Source organism: Terriglobia bacterium (genome assembly GCA_020072845.1).
Classification (GTDB): Bacteria; Acidobacteriota; Terriglobia; order Terriglobales; family Acidobacteriaceae; genus JAIQGF01.
The window spans coordinates 25441-42156 of sequence record JAIQGF010000007.1; the positions used below are offsets into that span (position 1 = coordinate 25441).

Genomic DNA, 16716 nt, shown 5'->3' on the forward strand with positions numbered 1-16716 from the left:
TCTGGGATCGAACAACCGCAAGCTGATGGCTGAGAGCTGAAAGCTGAGAGCTTTATGAGAGAAGTCGTCATCGCATCTTCCGTCCGCACGCCTGTGGGCAAAGCCTACAAGGGAACGCTGCGCGCCACGCGTCCCGACGAACTCGGCGCCATCGCCATTCGCGGCGCGCTCGACCGCCTGCCGCAACTCGATCCCAAAGAGATCGAGGACGTCATCATGGGCTGCGCCATGCCCGAGGCCGAGCAGGGCATGAACGTCGCCCGCATCGCCTCGTTGCGCGCCGGCCTGCCGGTGGAATGTTCGGCGATGACGGTCAACCGCTTCTGCTCCTCCGGACTGCAGGCGAAAGGTCTCGGCCAATCCGTGGCTGGTGGCGAATTATCCCGACGCGTATCTCTCCATGGGCCTGACCGCCGAGCGCCTGGCCAAGCGCTTCGGCGTGACCCGCGAAATGTCGGACGAGTTCTCGCTCAACTCGCACAAGAAAGCGCTGGCGGCGATCGAGGCGGGCCGCTTCGAGGAAGAAATCGTGCCCGTGCCGGTGAGCTTCACCACGCCGAACGGCTCGAAGCCCAAACGCCAGGAAATTCTTTTCAAAGTTGACGAAGGCCCGCGCGCCGACACCTCGATGGAAGTGCTGGGATCGCTGAAAGCCGCGTTCCACGCGCATGGCATCGTCACCGCCGGAAACTCCTCGCAGATGTCCGACGGCGCCGCCGCCGCGGTGGTCATGTCCGCGGAACGGGCCAAGCAGCTCGGCATCAAGCCCCTGGCTCGCTTTGTTGCGTTCGCCACTGCCGGTGCCAAGCCGGAGGAGATGGGCGTGGGGCCGGTCTACGCCATTCCCAAGGCACTCAAAATCGCAGGGCTCACACTGTCGGATATCGACGTTGTTGAATTGAACGAAGCCTTTGCCGCGCAGGCGCTCTGCGTCATCCAGGAAACAGGGCTGGACCCTGCGCGCGTGAATCCCAACGGCGGCGCGGTGGCGCTCGGGCATCCCCTGGGCTGCACCGGCGCAAAATTGACGGCCACCATCATCCGCGAACTCAAGCGCCGCAACGGACGCTACGGCATGGTGACCATGTGCGTCGGCGGCGGCATGGGCGCGGCAGGAATTTTCGAGAACATCACCTAGCCACAGAGGACACAGAGGAAAGACAATGCAGGTCAACGAGGTCACCCGGGCCATAATTACCGCAGCGATGAAGGTGCACACCGCGCTCGGGCCGGGGCTGTTGGAAAATGCCTACAAAGTCTGCCTCGCCCATGAACTCCGGAAGTCCGGCCTGAACGTCCGTACTGAAGTTGAGCTCCCGGTAACATATGACGGCGTGCTCGTCGAACTGGGATACCGAATTGATATGCTCGTGGAAGAATTGGTTGTGGTTGAGTTGAAATGCGTGGATTCATTCAGTTCTCTACATGAAGCTCAGTTGCTCTCGTATCTCAAGCTCAGTAACAAGAATGTCGGGCTCCTCATCAATTTCCAGACGGCTCATTTGAAGGATGGAATTAGACGGCTTGTCTACGGACGTGGTTGGGACCGGCCCTGCCATTTCTTCCTCTGTGACCTCTGTGGCTAAGAATTAGGAAGGGTTAACCATGGCGACAGCAACACCTGTAACCCGCAAGAAAATCACCGGCGGAAGTTTTCTTATTGAAGAACGCAACCTGGACGAAGTCTTCACGCCTGAGGACTTCACTGACGAGCACTTGCAGATCGCACAGACCACGGACGAGTTCGCACTTAAGGAAATCGTGCCGGCGGCCGACAAGCTGGAGAAAAAAGATTGGGCACTCACCCGGGAACTGCTGAAGAAAGCCAGCGAGCTCGGGTTGACCTCGGTGGAAGTCCCCGAAACCTACGGCGGCATGGACATGGACAAGGTTAGCGCCGCCATCGTCGCCGAGCACATCGCCAAGTCCGGCAGCTTTGTCGTGACCTTCGGCGCGCATTCCGGAATCGGCACGCTACCCATCGTGTATTTCGGCACGGAAGAGCAGAAACGGAAATATTTGCCGAAACTGGCGACCGCGGAATTCGTCGGCGCGTACGCCTTGTCGGAATCGTCCTCCGGCTCCGACGCGCTCAACTGCCGCGCCAAGGCCGTGCTCTCCCCCGACGGCAAGCACTACATCCTCAACGGCGAGAAGATGTGGATCACCAACGCCAGCTTCGCCGACGTGTTCATCATCTTCGCCAAAGTTGACGGCGAAAAGTTCACCGCCTTCATCGTCGAAAAGACTTTCCCCGGGTTCGCGGTCGGCGCCGAAGAGCACAAGATGGGCATCCGCGGCTCGTCCACCTGCCCGCTCATCCTGAACGACTGCCAAGTCCCGGTGGAGAATTTGCTCGGCGACATCGGCAAGGGCCACATCATCGCCTTCAACATCCTGAACTTCGGCCGCTTCAAGCTGGGCGCGGGCTGCATCGGCGGCACGCGCACCGCGCTCCAGGACGCCATCGCCTACGCCAAACAGCGCAAGGCGTTCGGCACCACCATCTCGCAGTTCGGCCTTATTCGCGAAATGATTGCCGACATGGCGGTGGACGTCTGGACGGGCGAAAGCGCGGTGTATCGCACCGTGGGCATGATGGACGTGGCGCTCGGCGATATTGACAAGAGCTCGCCCGAAGCGGCGCGCGAAATCCGCAAGGCCATCGAGGAGTACGCGGTCGAGTGCTCGATCATCAAGGTCTGGGGCTCGGAGGCGCTGGACCGCGCCGTGGACGCGACCGTGCAAGTCTTCGGCGGTTACGGCTTCGTCGAGGAGTACCCGGCCGAGCGCGCGTATCGCGATTCGCGCGTCAACCGTATCTTCGAGGGCACGAATGAAATCAATCGCCTGATCATCACCGGCTTTCTGATGAAGCGGGCCATGACCGGCCAATTGCCGCTCATGCCCGCCATCCAGCGGCTGATGGACGAGGTCCTCGGCGGACCTTCGATGTCGGAAATTCCGGAAGGCCCGCTGGCTGCGGAGAGGGTGATTGTGAGCAACGCGAAAAAAATTGCGCTGTTCACCGCCGGCGCTGCCTCGCAGAAATATATGCAGAAACTCGTTGACCAGCAGGAGATCATGGGCGCGCTGGCCGACATCATTATCGAAACCTACTGCATGGAATCGGCGGTGCTGCGGGCCGAGAAACTCAAAGGACGCGACGCCGGCCTCGCGACGGCCATGACACAGGTGTACGTGGCGCGTGCGATGGAGTCGATTGAAGCCGCCGCGCGCAAGGTGATCGCCGCCATTGCCGAGGGCGACATGCTGCGCACGCAGATGGCAATCCTGCGCCGCCTGCTGAAATACGAGCCGATCAACACCATCGCGCTGCGGGAGAAAATCGCCGCACGCGTCATCGAACAGGGCAAGTACGTAACCGCGTAATGCTGATTTACCACGGAGACACGGAGGCACGGAGATTCATCTTCGATGCCTCCGTTTTGATTGCCCTGCCGCGCCTGCGCTGGGGACTCTCTGTCCTCTGTGGTTAACTCTTCGTCTGCAGCTCCAGCATCACGCTCTGCACTAACTCTTTCGCGTCCGTCAGTTGCTTCATGATGATCTGGATGTCCATCACCGGCTTGCCCGGCCAGCGCTGGCTCTGGCAATACACGCCATGTTGCCCGACGAACGCCATCGCGTCGGTGATCAGGTCCATGGTCACCGCCAGCCGCCCGCGCGGAATCCCCATCATGAATTCGTACTTTTCCAGTTCTTCCCGCTTTTCCTCGAAAACCGACATCCGGTGATTGTACGGGAAGCGCCGCACATAGAGTGTCACCGGCCGGCAGGTTTCCGCATCTATGCACTCAGCACTCAAATTTTGAAGTTCTGGAGGAAACATGAAGCGTCCCACCCTGTATGGAATTGCGGCCTGCGCGCTGATGCTGGCGGTTGTTTTTCTGGCGGCGCAGAGCAGCGCGCAACAAGACAAATCCGCGCGTCCCAGCCCGCCGGGAACCGCGACCTTCGCGTTCGCTGACGGCAAGACGATCACTATCGATTACAGCCGCCCGAAAATTCGCAACCGAAAGATCTACGGCGGCCTGGTCCCGTACGGCGAAGTGTGGCGCGCCGGCGCGAACGAAGCCACCTCGTTTGTCACGCAGTCGAATTTGCAGGTCGGCGGAACCACGGTGCCCGCGGGCAGCTACACGCTGTTCATTCTCCCGCAGCAGAGCGGTCCGTGGAGGCTGATCGTCAGCAAAAAGACCGGCGAGTGGGGAATTCCCTACCCCGGCGAGCAGAATGATTTTGCGCGCATCAATATGAAAACAGCGGCGACGCCCGCGGCGGTCCAGGACTTCACCATCTCCTTCGACAAGCGCGGCCCCAACGCGGGCGTGATGAAGTTCGATTGGGAGAACACGAGTGCGTCGGTAGATTTTAGTCAGGCGAATAAATAGGTTCTCGGTTATCGGTTTTCGGTGGTCCGCAGTAGTTAAGTGAGTTTCGGCCTCGGCTGACTACCCCAACCGGCGTCATCCTGAGCTCGTGCGGGCTTCGCCAGCCCAGAATCCATGCTTTTCCTTGTGACACTCGCCCGCAGGTGCGGAAAATCCGCTTTCCCATTTCTGCCTTCGCGACCGAGTTTGCCGTCCATGGCAGTTGCGTCCAGTCCAGCCCCTGACTAGAATTTCTTCTACACCCGGAGGTGCCCATGCCCCGGTACGAATTCTTCTGCGAGGACTGCCAAAAAGAGTTCGAGACAATCCTTACCCTGGCCGAATACGAAAAGGGCCAGGTCAAATGTCCGAAATGCGGCGGCAAACACGTCCACCAGGAAGCTACGGCGTTTTTCGCCGTGACCTCGAAGAAATCTTAACCACAGAGGACGCAGAGGCACACGGAGGACGCAGAACTGGAAGGATTGTGTCCGGTTCAAAAATAAAGGCTGAACCCTGCGGTTCAGCCTTTTGAATTGAAGACCTCTGCGAGCTCTGTGCCCTCTGTGGCTAATCGCCTCTTGCCGATTACGCCGGCGGTTTCCAGCGCAGGATCGGTTGCCGCGCCGCCCTGGTTTCGTCCAGCCGTGCGATGCGCGTTGTGTGCGGCGCGTTCAGCACAACCTCGGGAGTGTTCTCGCATTCCTCGGCGATGCTTTTCATCGCATCAATGAATAAGTCCAACTCCTCCAGCGACTCACTCTCCGTTGGCTCGATCATCAGCGCGCCATGCACGATCATCGGGAACGACACCGTGTACGGGTGGAATCCGTAATCGATCAATCGCTTCGCGATGTCGCCGGTCTTGATGCCCTTCGCCGCCTGCTTGTGCTCGCTGAACACCACCTCGTGCATGCTCGGGGTCGAGTACGGCAGGTCGTAGACGCCCTCGAGCTTTTTCCGGATGTAATTGGCGTTGACCACCGCGTCCTCGGTGGTCTGCAGCAGGCCGTCGCGCCCGTTGGCCATGATGTACGCCAGCGCGCGCACGTGCATGCCGAAGTTGCCGTAAAACGCGCGCACCCGGCCGATGGACTGCGGCCGGTCGTAATCGAAGCCGAGCAACCCGTCGGGCTTCGTCACCACCACCGGCACTGGCAGGAACGGCTCGAGAATTTTCTTGCACGCCACCGGACCCGATCCCGGCCCGCCGCCGCCGTGGGGTGTCGAGAACGTCTTGTGCAGGTTCAGGTGCATCACGTCCACGCCGAAATCGCCGGGCCGCACCTTGCCGACCAGGGCATTCATGTTGGCGCCGTCCATGTACAGCAGCCCGCCCTTGCGGTGGATGATGTCGGCGACTTTGTGGACCTCCTGCTCGAACACTCCCAGCGTGTTCGGGTTGGTCACCATCAGCGCCGCCACATCCTCGTTCATCTGCGCTTCCAGCGACGGAATGTCCACCATGCCGCGTGCATTCGACTTCAGGTTCTCCACCTCATAGCCCGCGATCGCCGCCGTCGCCGGATTGGTGCCGTGCGCGGAATCGGGAATCAAAATCTTTTTCCGCGGATTGCCCTTCGACTGCAGGTAGGCGCGCGCCAGCAGGATGCCGGTCAGCTCGCCATGCGCGCCCGCCGCCGGCTGCAGCGTGATCGCCTCCATCCCGCAGATTTCCATCAGCGTCTTGCGCAACGCCTGCAGGATCACCAGCGCGCCCTGCGACACCTTCTCCGGCTGGTACGGGTGTGCGTTCGCCAGCCCGTCCAGGCGCGCCACGATCTCGTTGATCCGCGGGTTGTACTTCATGGTGCACGAACCGAGCGGATACAGCCCGGTGTCCACGCCGTAGTTCCACGTCGAGATGCGCGTGAAGTGCCGGATGATTTCGATCTCGCTGACCTCGGGCATGTTCCCCAGGTCGGCGCGCGCGGCGTTGCCCAATAGCTTCGCGGGATTCACGTCGGGAACGTCGAGCTCGGGCAGCTTGTACCCCTTCTTCCCGGGCGACGACTTCTCGAAGATCAGGCCTTCATTCTGGTTCACGTGGGTGGTGGCCTTCTTGATTTTGCCGCTCATCGCGCCACCCCCTTCGCCGCCGCGTCAATCGCAATTTTGCGCGTCAACTCCGTGCAGCACCACAGCGACGCATTCCCCAGCTCGGGATAGAACTTCTTCAACGGGAATCCGCCGATGATTTTCTGTTCGAGCATGCGGTCATTCAGCGCCTTGGGATCCTCGCCGGTTTGCACCACGAATTCGTTGAACCGCGGCGCGCCCTGGAACAGCACTTTGGCCGTCCTGCCGAACTGCTCCACCGCGTACGCCGTTTTCGCCAGGTTGTGAGTCGCGAGTTCCTTCAGCCCCTCGCGCCCGTACACGGTCATGAAGATGGTCGCCATCAGCGCGATCAGCGCCTGGTTGGTGCAGATGTTGGAAGTCGCTTTTTCGCGCCGGATGTGCTGCTCGCGGGTGGCAAGCGTCAGCACGAAACCGCGATTGCCGCGCTTGTCCACCGTTTGGCCGACCAGCCGGCCCGGCATCTGGCGGACGAACTTTTCCTTGGTCGCGATCACGCCCGCGTACGGCCCGCCAAAGCTGAGGGGAACGCCGAAGGACTGCGCCTCCATGGCCACGACGTCCGCCTCGGTGGGCGGCTTGACGATGCCCAGCGAGACTGCCTCGGCGATGGCCACCACCAGCAGCGCGCCCTTGCGATGCGCGATCTCGGCGACCGCGGCCACGTCTTCGATGGTGCCGAAGAAATTGGGCGACTGGATCAGCACGCACGCCGTGCCGTCGGTGACCGCCTTCTCCAGGGCAGCCGTGTTCAACCGCCCGGTATCGAGGAACGGGACCTCCGCGATCGGCATACCCTGGTTCTTGGCGTAGCTGGCCAGCACTTCGCGGTATTCCGGGTGTACGCTGCGCGCCACTACCGCTCCTTTCCGGCCGGTCACGCGCGCAGCCATCATTACCGCCTCGGTCGCGGCGGTCGAGCCGTCGTACATCGAGGCGTTTGCCACCTCCATGCCAGTCAGCTCGCAGACCATCGTCTGGAATTCGAAGATCGCCTGCAGAGTGCCTTGCGAGATTTCCGGCTGGTACGGAGTGTAGGCGGTGAAGAACTCGCCGCGCGAGATCAGCATGTCAATCAGGACCGGGCGGTAGTGGTGGTAGGCGCCGGCGCCCAGGAAATTGGCGTAGCCGGACGCAGCGGTTTCGGCCGCGCGCTGCCGGTACCAGTCCAGGATGTCGGCTTCCGCCATCGAAGGCGCAATATCCAGCTCGCGTTTCAGCCGGTATTCCGCCGGAATGGGAGCAAAAAGCTCGTCGACGGAGCGGATGCCGATTTCGCGCAGCATCAGCTCCCGGTCTGTTGGGGACTTCGGAAGATAGCGCATAGGAATTTGTAATCGGGTAATTTGTAATTGGTAATTTGATGAGCGGTTGCCCCACCCTTATCTCGCCCGGGTTTGGCGAGATGGGGTGGGGATTTTCCATGGAGCACCCACCCATTTACCAATTACAAATTACCAATTACAAATCCGCAGCACTTCTATTGTGCTATCAGCCGTGCTAAATCAGTGCCCCGCTTCCTCGGCGACGAATTTCTCGTAATCGGCGGCGGAAAGCAGCTTCGTCACCTCCGACGGATTGCTGAGCTTCACCTTCACCATCCAGGCGCCGTGCGGATCGGCATTGATTTTTTCGGGCGCAGTTGCCAGGTCCGCGTTGACCTCGGCCACCGTGCCGGAGGCCGGCGCATAAATGTCCGAGACCGCCTTCACTGACTCCACCGTGCCCAGGCTCTTGCCCTGCGTCAGCGTCGCCCCGGGCTTGGGCAGCTCGACGAACACGATGTCGCCCAGCGCCTTCTGCGCGTGGTCGGTGATTCCGATTACGCCGGTATCGCCTACCACCTTGATCCACTCGTGCTCTTTGGTATATTTCAAATCCGCCGGATAGGCCATCGTTCGCTCCAGAAATCAATCTCGCCAGCAAAATTTATGATTGAGTGATTTGTGATTGAGTGATTTGCCTTCGACCCGTCCGGAATCACCAAATCGCAAATCACTAAATCACCAATGCCGCACTAATCCTTTTTCCGCGGAGGCCGCTTGTAAAACGGCGTCGGCACCACCTTCGCCTTCACTGCCTGACCGCGAATTTCCACCGCGACCACCGTGTCCAGCTTTGACAGTGACGGCGGCACGTAGGCCAGCGCGATGTTCTTCTTCAAGAACGGCTCATACGAGCCGCTGGTCACGTATCCGATCTGCTTGCCCGCGTCGTCCAGCACCTTGTAACCATCGCGTCCGATGCCGCGCTCGATCATCTCCAACCCGACCAGCGTGCGCGTGATCCCCTCGGCCTGCTGGCGCTCCAGCGACCCGCGCCCGATGAACTCGCCCTTGTCCATCTTCAGCCACCGGTCCAGGCCCGCTTCCCACACCGTGATGGAATCCGAAATCTCGTGTCCGTACAGCGCCAGCTTGCCTTCCAGCCGCAGGGTGTTGCGCGCGCCCAGGCCGCATGGCAGGAGGTTGAATTCCTTGCCCGCGGCCATCACTTCATTCCACACCCGCTCGCTGGTAGCTTCGTCGCTGGGCACGTAGATCTCGAAGCCGTCCTCGGCGGTGTAGCCGGTGCGCGCGATCAGCGTGTCTTTCAGCCCGCACACCGTGCCGCGCGTAAACCAGTAGAACTTCACCTTCGACAGGTCGGCGTCGGTCAGCTTCTGCAGCACGTCCACGCCGCGCGGGCCCTGGATGGCAATCTGGGTGAAGTCATCGCTCAGGTGCTCGACTTGGCAGTCGAAGGAACGGGTGTTCTCGCGCACCCACGCGATGTCCTTCTCGCGCGTTCCGGCGTTGATCACAAAGTAGAAGTCGCTTTCGCCGAAGCGGTGGACGATCACGTCATCCACAAACGTACCCTGGGGATACAGCATCGCCGAATACTGGCATTGCCCGAGCTGCAGCTTCGACGCGTCGTTCATCGTGATGTGCTGCACCGCCGCCAGCGCCTGCCGGCCGGAGACTCGGATGTCGCCCATGTGGCTGACGTCGAAAATTCCTACTCCCGAGCGCACTGCCAGATGTTCCGCGATCAAGCCTTTCGGGTACTCCACCGGCATGTCCCATCCGTTGAAGTCCACCATCTTCGCGCCCATCTTGCGGTGGACCGCGTTCAGTGCCGTCTTGCGAACCTTTGCGGTTGAAACGTCGGACGAGGAAGACACGCTATCTCTCTCCCGGGCCTCTAACGGGGCGGATGACGAGCGATGAACGCGCTAAGGTATCACGCGCTCTGGGACGGGTCAAACACCAGTTCGGATTCATTTTGGAACTTGGCGGCCGTACCTCCGCCCTTCTCACGCGGCCGGTTTCGCGCTACATTCACGCCATGGCAGAAACATTTCGCTGCACCCTCTGCGACCAGGAAGAGTCTCGCTGCCAGTGCGACAAGTACTGCTTCATGTGCCAGGGCGGCCACGACGTCCGCCTCTGCCAGGACGGCATGTACTACTGCCAGGAATGCCGCGAAGCTTGTGACCTGCAGCCGCAGGCGTGATGCCGCCGATGATTGACGACGAACTGCTGCAAGCGGCTATCTCACAAGCCCGGCTCGGCCTGGCCGAAGGCGGCCTGCCCATCGGCTCCGTGCTCGCCGATGCCGAGGGACGCATCGTCGCTGGCGGCCACAACCTCCGCGTCCAGACCGGCGATCCCACCGCCCACGCCGAAGTCGTCTGCTTGCGCAACGCCGGACGCCGCCGCGACTGGCCGCAGCTCACCCTGGTCTCGACGCTCAGCCCGTGCGTCATGTGCACCGGCGCCAGCCTGTTGTTCCGCATCCCGCGGGTCATCATCGGCGAGAACCGCAATTTCCGGGGCGCGGAAGATTTGTTTCGGGAGCGCGGCGTGATTCTGAAAGTGATGGACGATCCCGAGTGCATCGAGCTGATGCGCTCCTTCATCGCCGCCCATCCTGATCTTTGGAACGAAGATATTGGCGTCTGAAATTTCGTACTGAAGTGTGAGCCGGCAGCCTACGAAGCCTGCGCCGCCTCCGAAAACCCCGCCAACGCCTCGGCGAGCGTCGCAAACGTCGGCACGATCACGCTCATCCGCGTCAGTTGCAGCGTCTGGTCCACCACACCCGTCGCCCCGGCAAGCCGCAATTCTCCGCCCGCCCCTTTCACTTTCCCGGAGCACATCACCATGATGCCGACGCCGCTGCTGTCCATGTACTTCACCTTGGAAAGGTCGAAAACGATCCTGGTTTGCTTGCCGCGCACCAGCTCATCCACATCGGACTCGATCTGCTGGCAATCACGGCCCAGCGTGATCCGCCCCGTCATCGCCAGCACGACAATATTTCCAACCGCCTTCTTCTCGATTTCCAGGATCATGATTTTCTCCGCGCGGTCGCGCCCCCACACCGCCTCGGCATGCTATGCCGCGACTGCCAACTCGTCAACGCCTGCGCTGCCTGTTGTACGCATTCTCGGCACTTGTCGTGGCGAGCGCCGCGAGGAATCTGCATTTCCCCGAGACTCGCGTACAATTCCCTCGCCCCCCACGCCATGGATGCCGAATTAACCGTCGAACTCGCGGCTGGCGATCCCACGCTCGCCATTCCCTGGTCCTCCGACGACGGCCGCCTGCGCTACCATGACCTCAAGCGCCGCCCCGACCTGCTCCTCTATGTTGACGAGGCCAGCCGGTACCAGGAACTCGCCGAGTTCCTCGTCCAGATCAACTTGCCTGCCTCGCTGCTGCAATCCGCCAAGTGCGACGCCTGGTACAGCACCGAACTCAGCGAGCCGGAAGCCATCTACGGCGCTGCCGGCAAATTCGTCTCCTACGTGGATGTCTTCTTCGCCGCCGGCGGCCCGCGCTTCTCCTTCGACCAGCACGAGGAATTCGCCCGCCGCCTGATCAAGCTCCTGGGCCGTGCGCCGCAGATCTCCGCCGCCGCCGAGTTCATCGTCCGCCGCTGCTACTACGAGAACGCCGGCGAAAGCGGTGGGGCCGAACCGGCGAGCCACCGCGAGGGCTTTTACTTCACCTTTTACTTGTCGGCTTACGGCGACGACGAGCCCGACGCCCGCAAACGCTGGGGCATCGCCCTCAAGCTCATCGGCAACGCCATACTTCAGCTCTCCGTCGCCCGCCAGGTTACGGCTGCGGAATAATTGAAATCGGAAGCAAGCTGTAAGAATCAAGGAGCGATACCAGGAAGTCAGGACCGGCCAGGCGAAAGCCGAAGGGCGACCGCCGATAGTTACTTGCAAACCGCTCCCGTTCGTCTTACTTCTTACTGCTGACCTTCTCTCGTCTGACTTTCCGGAGGTTCCATGGACGCGGACTCGGTTTCCGTTTCGGTTCGGCTGCAAAGCGCCACCAGTGAGTTGCACGAGGTTGAAACGTTGCTGGCTTCAGCCGATCTCGATGCCCGTATTCTTTCCGACTTCCGCGACGCCGTGAACCGGGTGCGCACCACGGCCTGGGCTACACAGCAGTACGCCGAGACCAAAGACACCGAGCGCGATCCCTCCAAGGTTCTTTCCATGCTCGCCGGAGAACGCGTCCGCGCTGCCTACCAGCTTTGCCGCGCCATCGGCCAGGACCTGGGCCGGCCCGACCTCCGCTTCCAACCCGGCCAACTCCTTCAACTCCGTTCCGCTGCCCAGGACCTGTTGCAGCGCTTGAATGCCGTCATCGGCGACGGAAAGTGATTGCGGAGCAGTGCGCGGAACTGAGGCGGGGAGGAAGTCAGAATTGAGAATTCAGAATTAAGAAGTAAGAATTAAGAAGTGGGAATTGAGAAGCAAGAATTTAAGAGGTCAGAACCACGAAGTCAGAATCCCGTGGTTTTGCCAATTCTTACTTCTTACTTCTGACTTCTGACTTTGAAGTGGCGGGCCCGGCGTGACTCGAACTTGAGCCGCTTAGCAGGCGTGACGCCGCGCCGAGCGCAGCGAAGCGCGTCGGAGAGCCTGCTGGCGAAATCCTGAGCCGCAGGCGAAGGAACTCTTGAAAAACATGGCGGGCCCGGCGTGACTCGAACACGCGACCCTCTGCTTAGAAGGCAGATGCTCTATCCGGCTGAGCTACGGGCCCCGCTCATTATTGTACCCGGACTAGCCTCGGCGCTCACCCCACAGCCTCCGGCCCGTATCTCACTATCCACCGGTGGCGGCGGCAGGTTCTTAGGGTCTTCCCTGCCTTGAGTCTTGCCGAAGCGGAACCGTGCCAGGCGGGACTGCGCCACCTGTCGTCGTTCCCCGCAGACGCTGTACGCGGCGCTCCATCCCGTTCAGCACCACCCGCCACGTGTCAATCTCCAGTTCGAACTGGTGCTTAAGCGGCGTCTGTGTGGTCTGCACGAACGCCAGGTTCATCTCCATTTGCCGCACCAGCGACTGCATCCGGGCGATGTCGTTGGTCAGGGCCTGGAGCTCCTGCTGGTCCACCGACGCCACCGGCGGACGACTCTCGCGCTTTTCCGTTGGCGCCTGCGCTACCGCCATCATCGCCACCATGCAAATTATCACCACGCGCATCGTCATTATTCTCATTTCTCACTCCCGACTCGGGACTCGCGACTCGCGACTCGCATCTCGAAACTCGCAACCGGCATCTACTGCTCAGTGGCCCCTCCGGCCTGAGGACTGAAGACTGGAGACTGATGACTACAAGGAGTCTACACGCCGCCCGCACCTGCTTCTTGGTCCTCGCCGTGACCGCCGCCGCGCCCGCATGCCGCCCGTGTCACCATCAATCTCCGCCCCGGCGAGGCCCGCTGGCTCCCCGCCGGGCTGCACAAGCTGCGCAACACCGGCGCCACCCCCGCCCGCTACGTGACCCTTGAGTTTTGAAGAAGAAAAAACGGTGGCGATGCGAAGCGGCTCACTCTGTGTAGTCGAACACTTCCGGATGCGGAATAGGTGATGAGTGTTCTCGACCGTTACCGCTTTGCCATTGTCCGGATAGGCCGTCATACGGCCGGAACCATGGCGAGCGTCGCCAGAACTGTGCGCGGACAGCTGCGAATCGTTCGTCGGTCAGGACCGGAAGGCCGCAAGCATCGTGGGATGTTGTCCTAAGTTATGATCCTCACGCGTGAACGGGAGCTACCTGGTGAATCCGCCGTACACGGATTTGCTTCTCACGCTTGCGGGTCTGGGCGATGTCATAGGAGGCTTGCATCCGCATGAGCGTGTCCATCTTCACTCCGAAAGCTTTCTCAATGCGGAGCGCCATATCGCCCGAAAGGTCAGCCTTGCCGTTTAGCAGGCTGGACAACGCGGGCCGGGAAACCTGAAGCGCGGTAGCCGCAGCCGTTACCGACAGGCCCGCAGGCCGGATGATTTCCGTCCGGATGAAATCCCCGGGATGAGGCGGGTTCTTCATGGGCATGAGGCTTACTCCTTCTATCCTAGTGGTAGTCTTCCAGGTTTAAGTCGCAGATTTCGTACTCTGCGATGTCGATACGGAACGTCAGCCGGCGGTTACGGGTAACGCTGAGGCTCCATGTGGCCTTGCGGTCGCCGGTCAATGTGTGCGTCTTCCACGCTGGGAACGAGCGTAATTCCTCGGGGTCCTGCATATCATCGAGGAATGCCAGCATCTTGCGGAGCTTATCCACCGTATCAGGCGGAACGCCTCTCGCGATGTCCTCCGTGTAGAGCTTTTTCAGCCCCTTATGCACGAAGTTCCTTATTTTCACCTGACAGACTGTAGCCCGTCGCTTAACACTTGTCAACACACCATGCCAGCGCGCTTGGGGGCTGGCCCGCCCTTTCCCGCAACACCAATCTCGCGGTTGCCCCACCCTTGGCGCTCCCGGGTTTGGAGCGAGAGGGTGGGGATTTTGTCACACTCATCTGTGACTAAACCCTATTGACAGCGTTAACCAACTTCTTACAATGTAGGCAGCCGGATAGTCCGGCACACATCTGGGCTGCAAGGGCGGGCGACCTCCTTGCGGCCCTATATATTGTGGTCAGGTGTGGTCTTAGCTCTTTGACAACACTATATATTCGGTATTCCAGAAAACTCGGACGTAAGTTATTGATTCTACGTTCGACATCCTCGGTAACCGGGCGATTTCGCCGGGATACCGATGCGTAAGTTGTTTATTCTAATATGACGACCGAGAAAACAGGGGGGAGGGGGGTGGCTGCCGTCTAAGGTTTACTGATTGGTAATTTCGTGGAAGAACTCAATGATCTGGCGCTCTGCCCATCGGCCGTCCGAGCCGCTGTCCTCGCCTACAAACGCGCAATGTCCGCCGTGCTCGGTTTCGATGAAGCGCACCTGCGGGTTCGCCGCCAGCGCCGCCCGCGATTCGGGGAGGATGCGCACGAACGGGTCGTCCTGGGCGTGGATCACCAGCGTCGGCACCGCGATCCTTGGCACCAGCGGCGACGAGCTGGCGCGCCGGTAATAATCGTCAGCGCCGGTGAAGCCGCAGTAGCGCGCCGTCACTTGATCGTCGAAATCGCGCAGGCTGCGCATGGCGCGCAATCCGGGACGCCGAAAAATTTCAGGAAACAGCCGCGCCTTGCGTCCAACGCTCTGCCACAACGACAGCAGGAAGCGCCATTCGTAAATGCGGTTCGACCAGCGATGCAGTTCGGCGGCGCTCGCCGCCAGGTCCATGCCGGGACAAATCGCGGCGAAGGCCTTCACCTCGCGCGGCGCGGCGCTGCCCCACTCGCCGGCGAGCTTCAGCACCAGGTTGCCGCCCATGGAAAAGCCGGCGATGGCGATCTGCGGCAGATGGTCCTTGGAGATGAGCTCGTTCACCACCGCGCCGACGTCGCCGGAGAGCCCGGAATGGTAGAGCGTAGGAGCAAGCTGCTCGGTGCCGCCGCAGTTGCGCACGTTCATGCGGACCACGTTCATGCCCGCCAGCCACGCCTTGCTGCCGGTGCCGATCACGTACGTGGATTCGCTCGAGCCTTCCAGGCCGTGCACGATCACGACGGTCAGCGCACGGTCCTTTTGCCAGTGGCAGTCGCAGCGCACCTGCACGCCGTCGGCGACGGTGAAGAAGCGGCGTTCGGGCTCGGGCAGCAGGTTACGGCGCGGCAGGAAATGGCCGGCGAGGGTCTGGATGTGGCCGCCGCGCAGGCCGCGCCGCGGCACGAAATCATCGCGCCCGCGTGTGGGCGGCGGAGTTCCAGCGTTGTTGGATTCTTGCGCGGGCACTTATAATTAATAGATGTAACGGACGAGGACAATTCTGCGTTTTTGCTAGTGCGAGCGCAATTCACTATGCCCATCTTTGAATACATCTGCAAGGACTGCAAGAAGCCCTTCGAGGCGCTGATCATGGGTTCGCGCCAGGCCGAATGCCCGAGCTGCCATGGCCGCAACCTGGCGCAGCAGTTTTCGGTCTTCGCCGCCGGCGCGCCCCACTCCGGCGCTCCCGCCACGGCCGCGTGCGGCGCCAGCCCCTCCACTTGAGGGCTCTCCCGCGGGCCGGGCGCCTGCTGCGTGGAATAAAGGGGGCTGGCCCACCCTTTCCGTCAGAAACAAATCCTGAGGTTGCCCCACCCTTGTCGCTCCCGATTTTGGAGCGACAGGGTGGGCATTTTCCGTCCTACATCACAGACACCGACCCTGATCGAGCGTTAGCCTCGTGGCATGCCTTGGGGGCTGAAGCGTTACCAGCAGGCGCGCTGCCTGCACTTCATCACCTTCAGTTGTTACCGGCGCGAGCCGCTGCTGGCGACACCGCAGTCGCGGGACACCTTCGAAGCGGAACTGGAGCGGGTGCGGCGTTGGTACGGCTTTTACGTGAGCGGCTATGTGGTCATGCCCGAGCACGTGCATCTGCTGGTCAGCGAGCCGGAGCGGAAGCAGCTTTCGGTGGCGATCCAGATGTTGAAGCAGACGGTGTCGCGCAAGTTGCGCCGGCCCGGTGAGCGTCAGTTCTGGCAAACCCGCTACTATGACTTTCCCGTTTCCAGCGAGAAGAACCGCGTTGAGAAGCTGCATTACATACATTTCAATCCGGTCAAACGCGCCCTGGTGAAACGGCCCGATGACTGGAAGTGGAGCAGTTTTCTTCATATCGCGACTGGGTGCGAGGTGGTAGTGGAAAATCGAGTCGCAGTGGACGGCGCGCAAGCGAGAGCGCATGGGCAATGCCTTACGGGTGGTGCGCCGTCAGGAACTACCCCACCCTGTCGCTCTAAGCCCAGGAGCGACAAGGGTGGGGCAACCCCAACAGTAGTTGCGGAGGAAAGGGTGGGCCAGCCCCCTTCCGATTAAGCGGGGTTTCATTTGTTCGCGGATCG

Annotated in this window: 19 protein-coding genes, 1 tRNA gene and 2 pseudogenes; 11 read left to right on the forward strand and 11 right to left on the reverse strand. The window is 61.2% G+C overall.

What is annotated here, in order from left to right; all coding sequences use genetic code 11:
- Positions 1-54: 54 nt before the first annotated feature.
- The 3 genes and pseudogenes from LAN70_06495 (at position 55) to LAN70_06505 (ending at position 3393) form a co-directional block, all read left to right on the forward strand.
- Positions 55-1138: pseudogene (locus LAN70_06495) on the forward strand (thiolase family protein).
- Positions 1139-1163: 25 nt separating this feature from the next.
- Positions 1164-1586 (forward strand): GxxExxY protein, encoded by a 423-nt coding sequence (locus LAN70_06500; protein MBZ5510807.1) that lies wholly within the window; start codon positions 1164-1166, stop codon positions 1584-1586.
- A 19-nt stretch (positions 1587-1605) separates the two neighbouring features.
- A complete protein-coding gene (locus LAN70_06505) occupies positions 1606-3393 on the forward strand; it encodes an acyl-CoA dehydrogenase family protein (GenBank protein MBZ5510808.1) in 1788 nt (595 codons plus the stop codon).
- A gap of 103 nt (positions 3394-3496) precedes the next feature.
- On the opposite strand, the gene LAN70_06510 is transcribed toward LAN70_06505, so the two are convergent.
- The gene (locus LAN70_06510; GenBank protein MBZ5510809.1) at positions 3497-3751 is read right to left on the reverse strand and encodes a hypothetical protein; all 255 of its coding nucleotides are present in this window, start codon (positions 3749-3751) and stop codon (positions 3497-3499) included.
- 100 nt (positions 3752-3851) lie between these two features.
- Here LAN70_06510 and LAN70_06515 point away from each other — a divergent pair, with 100 nt between their 5' ends.
- Together LAN70_06515 and LAN70_06520 are read left to right on the forward strand one after the other, a co-directional pair.
- On the forward strand, positions 3852-4415 hold the full coding sequence (locus LAN70_06515; protein MBZ5510810.1) for a DUF2911 domain-containing protein: 564 nt from the start codon (positions 3852-3854) through the stop codon (positions 4413-4415).
- 254 nt (positions 4416-4669) lie between these two features.
- A complete protein-coding gene (locus tag LAN70_06520; GenBank protein ID MBZ5510811.1) occupies positions 4670-4834 on the forward strand; it encodes a zinc ribbon domain-containing protein in 165 nt (54 codons plus the stop codon).
- Between the two features lie 148 nt (positions 4835-4982).
- Here LAN70_06520 and gcvPB read toward each other — a convergent pair whose 3' ends face one another.
- From gcvPB to gcvT, 4 genes are all read right to left on the reverse strand, one after another.
- Positions 4983-6473, reverse strand: a complete 1491-nt coding sequence (gcvPB, locus tag LAN70_06525) for an aminomethyl-transferring glycine dehydrogenase subunit GcvPB (GenBank protein MBZ5510812.1) — start codon at positions 6471-6473, stop codon at positions 4983-4985.
- On the reverse strand, positions 6470-7798 hold the full coding sequence (gene gcvPA / locus LAN70_06530; GenBank protein MBZ5510813.1) for an aminomethyl-transferring glycine dehydrogenase subunit GcvPA: 1329 nt from the start codon (positions 7796-7798) through the stop codon (positions 6470-6472). The genes gcvPB and gcvPA overlap by 4 nt, the downstream gene beginning before the upstream one ends.
- 180 nt (positions 7799-7978) lie before the next feature.
- On the reverse strand, positions 7979-8368 hold the full coding sequence (gene gcvH, locus LAN70_06535; protein MBZ5510814.1) for a glycine cleavage system protein GcvH: 390 nt from the start codon (positions 8366-8368) through the stop codon (positions 7979-7981).
- 122 nt (positions 8369-8490) lie between these two features.
- Positions 8491-9570, reverse strand: coding sequence for a glycine cleavage system aminomethyltransferase GcvT (gene gcvT, locus LAN70_06540; GenBank protein MBZ5510815.1), 1080 nt, complete (start codon positions 9568-9570; stop codon positions 8491-8493).
- Between the two features lie 233 nt (positions 9571-9803).
- On the opposite strand from gcvT, the gene LAN70_06545 reads away from it, so the two are divergent.
- Positions 9804-9971: a hypothetical protein gene (locus tag LAN70_06545; protein ID MBZ5510816.1), complete on the forward strand. Its 168-nt coding sequence runs from the start codon at positions 9804-9806 to the stop codon at positions 9969-9971.
- Positions 9972-9979: 8 nt separating this feature from the next.
- Positions 9980-10420 (forward strand): nucleoside deaminase, encoded by a 441-nt coding sequence (locus tag LAN70_06550; protein MBZ5510817.1) that lies wholly within the window; start codon positions 9980-9982, stop codon positions 10418-10420.
- 29 nt (positions 10421-10449) lie between these two features.
- Here LAN70_06550 and LAN70_06555 read toward each other — a convergent pair whose 3' ends face one another.
- Positions 10450-10812, reverse strand: a complete 363-nt coding sequence (locus LAN70_06555; GenBank protein MBZ5510818.1) for an STAS domain-containing protein — start codon at positions 10810-10812, stop codon at positions 10450-10452.
- A 174-nt stretch (positions 10813-10986) separates the two neighbouring features.
- Here LAN70_06555 and LAN70_06560 point away from each other — a divergent pair, with 174 nt between their 5' ends.
- Both LAN70_06560 and LAN70_06565 read left to right on the forward strand, forming a co-directional pair.
- Complete coding sequence (locus LAN70_06560) at positions 10987-11598, forward strand: hypothetical protein (protein MBZ5510819.1); 612 nt, start codon at positions 10987-10989, stop codon at positions 11596-11598.
- A gap of 162 nt (positions 11599-11760) precedes the next feature.
- Positions 11761-12141: a hypothetical protein gene (locus LAN70_06565; GenBank protein ID MBZ5510820.1), complete on the forward strand. Its 381-nt coding sequence runs from the start codon at positions 11761-11763 to the stop codon at positions 12139-12141.
- 308 nt (positions 12142-12449) lie between these two features.
- On the opposite strand, the gene LAN70_06570 is transcribed toward LAN70_06565, so the two are convergent.
- The 5 genes from LAN70_06570 to LAN70_06590 all read right to left on the reverse strand — a co-directional run bounded on the left by LAN70_06570 (position 12450) and on the right by LAN70_06590 (position 15622).
- Positions 12450-12526 (reverse strand) — tRNA-Arg (locus LAN70_06570).
- A gap of 89 nt (positions 12527-12615) precedes the next feature.
- Complete coding sequence (locus tag LAN70_06575; protein MBZ5510821.1) at positions 12616-12984, reverse strand: hypothetical protein; 369 nt, start codon at positions 12982-12984, stop codon at positions 12616-12618.
- A 538-nt stretch (positions 12985-13522) separates the two neighbouring features.
- Entirely contained in the window at positions 13523-13825 is a 303-nt protein-coding gene (locus tag LAN70_06580; protein MBZ5510822.1) for a HigA family addiction module antidote protein, read from the reverse strand.
- A 19-nt stretch (positions 13826-13844) separates the two neighbouring features.
- The gene (locus LAN70_06585) at positions 13845-14135 is read right to left on the reverse strand and encodes a type II toxin-antitoxin system RelE/ParE family toxin (protein MBZ5510823.1); all 291 of its coding nucleotides are present in this window, start codon (positions 14133-14135) and stop codon (positions 13845-13847) included.
- Positions 14136-14602: 467 nt separating this feature from the next.
- On the reverse strand, positions 14603-15622 hold the full coding sequence (locus LAN70_06590; protein MBZ5510824.1) for an alpha/beta fold hydrolase: 1020 nt from the start codon (positions 15620-15622) through the stop codon (positions 14603-14605).
- Between the two features lie 66 nt (positions 15623-15688).
- Between LAN70_06590 and LAN70_06595 the strand changes: the two genes are divergently transcribed.
- A complete protein-coding gene (locus LAN70_06595; protein MBZ5510825.1) occupies positions 15689-15880 on the forward strand; it encodes a zinc ribbon domain-containing protein in 192 nt (63 codons plus the stop codon).
- A gap of 180 nt (positions 15881-16060) precedes the next feature.
- Positions 16061-16550: pseudogene (locus LAN70_06600) on the forward strand (transposase).
- The last annotated feature ends 166 nt before the right edge of the window (positions 16551-16716 follow it).

Bases quoted from the DNA above. Each gene is read 5' to 3' on its own strand.
- gcvH (MBZ5510814.1), bottom strand. From the start codon at position 8,368: ATGGCCTATCCGGCGGATTTGAAATATACCAAAGAGCACGAGTGGATC.
- LAN70_06550 (MBZ5510817.1), top strand. From the start codon at position 9,980: ATGATTGACGACGAACTGCTGCAAGCGGCTATCTCACAAGCCCGGCTC.
- LAN70_06510 (MBZ5510809.1), bottom strand. From the start codon at position 3,751: ATGTCGGTTTTCGAGGAAAAGCGGGAAGAACTGGAAAAGTACGAATTC.
- LAN70_06545 (MBZ5510816.1), top strand. From the start codon at position 9,804: ATGGCAGAAACATTTCGCTGCACCCTCTGCGACCAGGAAGAGTCTCGC.
- LAN70_06560 (MBZ5510819.1), top strand. From the start codon at position 10,987: ATGGATGCCGAATTAACCGTCGAACTCGCGGCTGGCGATCCCACGCTC.
- gcvPB (MBZ5510812.1), bottom strand. From the start codon at position 6,473: ATGAGCGGCAAAATCAAGAAGGCCACCACCCACGTGAACCAGAATGAA.
- LAN70_06505 (MBZ5510808.1), top strand. From the start codon at position 1,606: ATGGCGACAGCAACACCTGTAACCCGCAAGAAAATCACCGGCGGAAGT.
- gcvPA (MBZ5510813.1), bottom strand. From the start codon at position 7,798: ATGCGCTATCTTCCGAAGTCCCCAACAGACCGGGAGCTGATGCTGCGC.
- LAN70_06595 (MBZ5510825.1), top strand. From the start codon at position 15,689: ATGCCCATCTTTGAATACATCTGCAAGGACTGCAAGAAGCCCTTCGAG.
- LAN70_06500 (MBZ5510807.1), top strand. From the start codon at position 1,164: ATGCAGGTCAACGAGGTCACCCGGGCCATAATTACCGCAGCGATGAAG.
- LAN70_06580 (MBZ5510822.1), bottom strand. From the start codon at position 13,825: ATGCCCATGAAGAACCCGCCTCATCCCGGGGATTTCATCCGGACGGAA.
- LAN70_06515 (MBZ5510810.1), top strand. From the start codon at position 3,852: ATGAAGCGTCCCACCCTGTATGGAATTGCGGCCTGCGCGCTGATGCTG.
- LAN70_06565 (MBZ5510820.1), top strand. From the start codon at position 11,761: ATGGACGCGGACTCGGTTTCCGTTTCGGTTCGGCTGCAAAGCGCCACC.
- gcvT (MBZ5510815.1), bottom strand. From the start codon at position 9,570: ATGGGCGCGAAGATGGTGGACTTCAACGGATGGGACATGCCGGTGGAG.
- LAN70_06555 (MBZ5510818.1), bottom strand. From the start codon at position 10,812: ATGATCCTGGAAATCGAGAAGAAGGCGGTTGGAAATATTGTCGTGCTG.
- LAN70_06575 (MBZ5510821.1), bottom strand. From the start codon at position 12,984: ATGAGAATAATGACGATGCGCGTGGTGATAATTTGCATGGTGGCGATG.
- LAN70_06520 (MBZ5510811.1), top strand. From the start codon at position 4,670: ATGCCCCGGTACGAATTCTTCTGCGAGGACTGCCAAAAAGAGTTCGAG.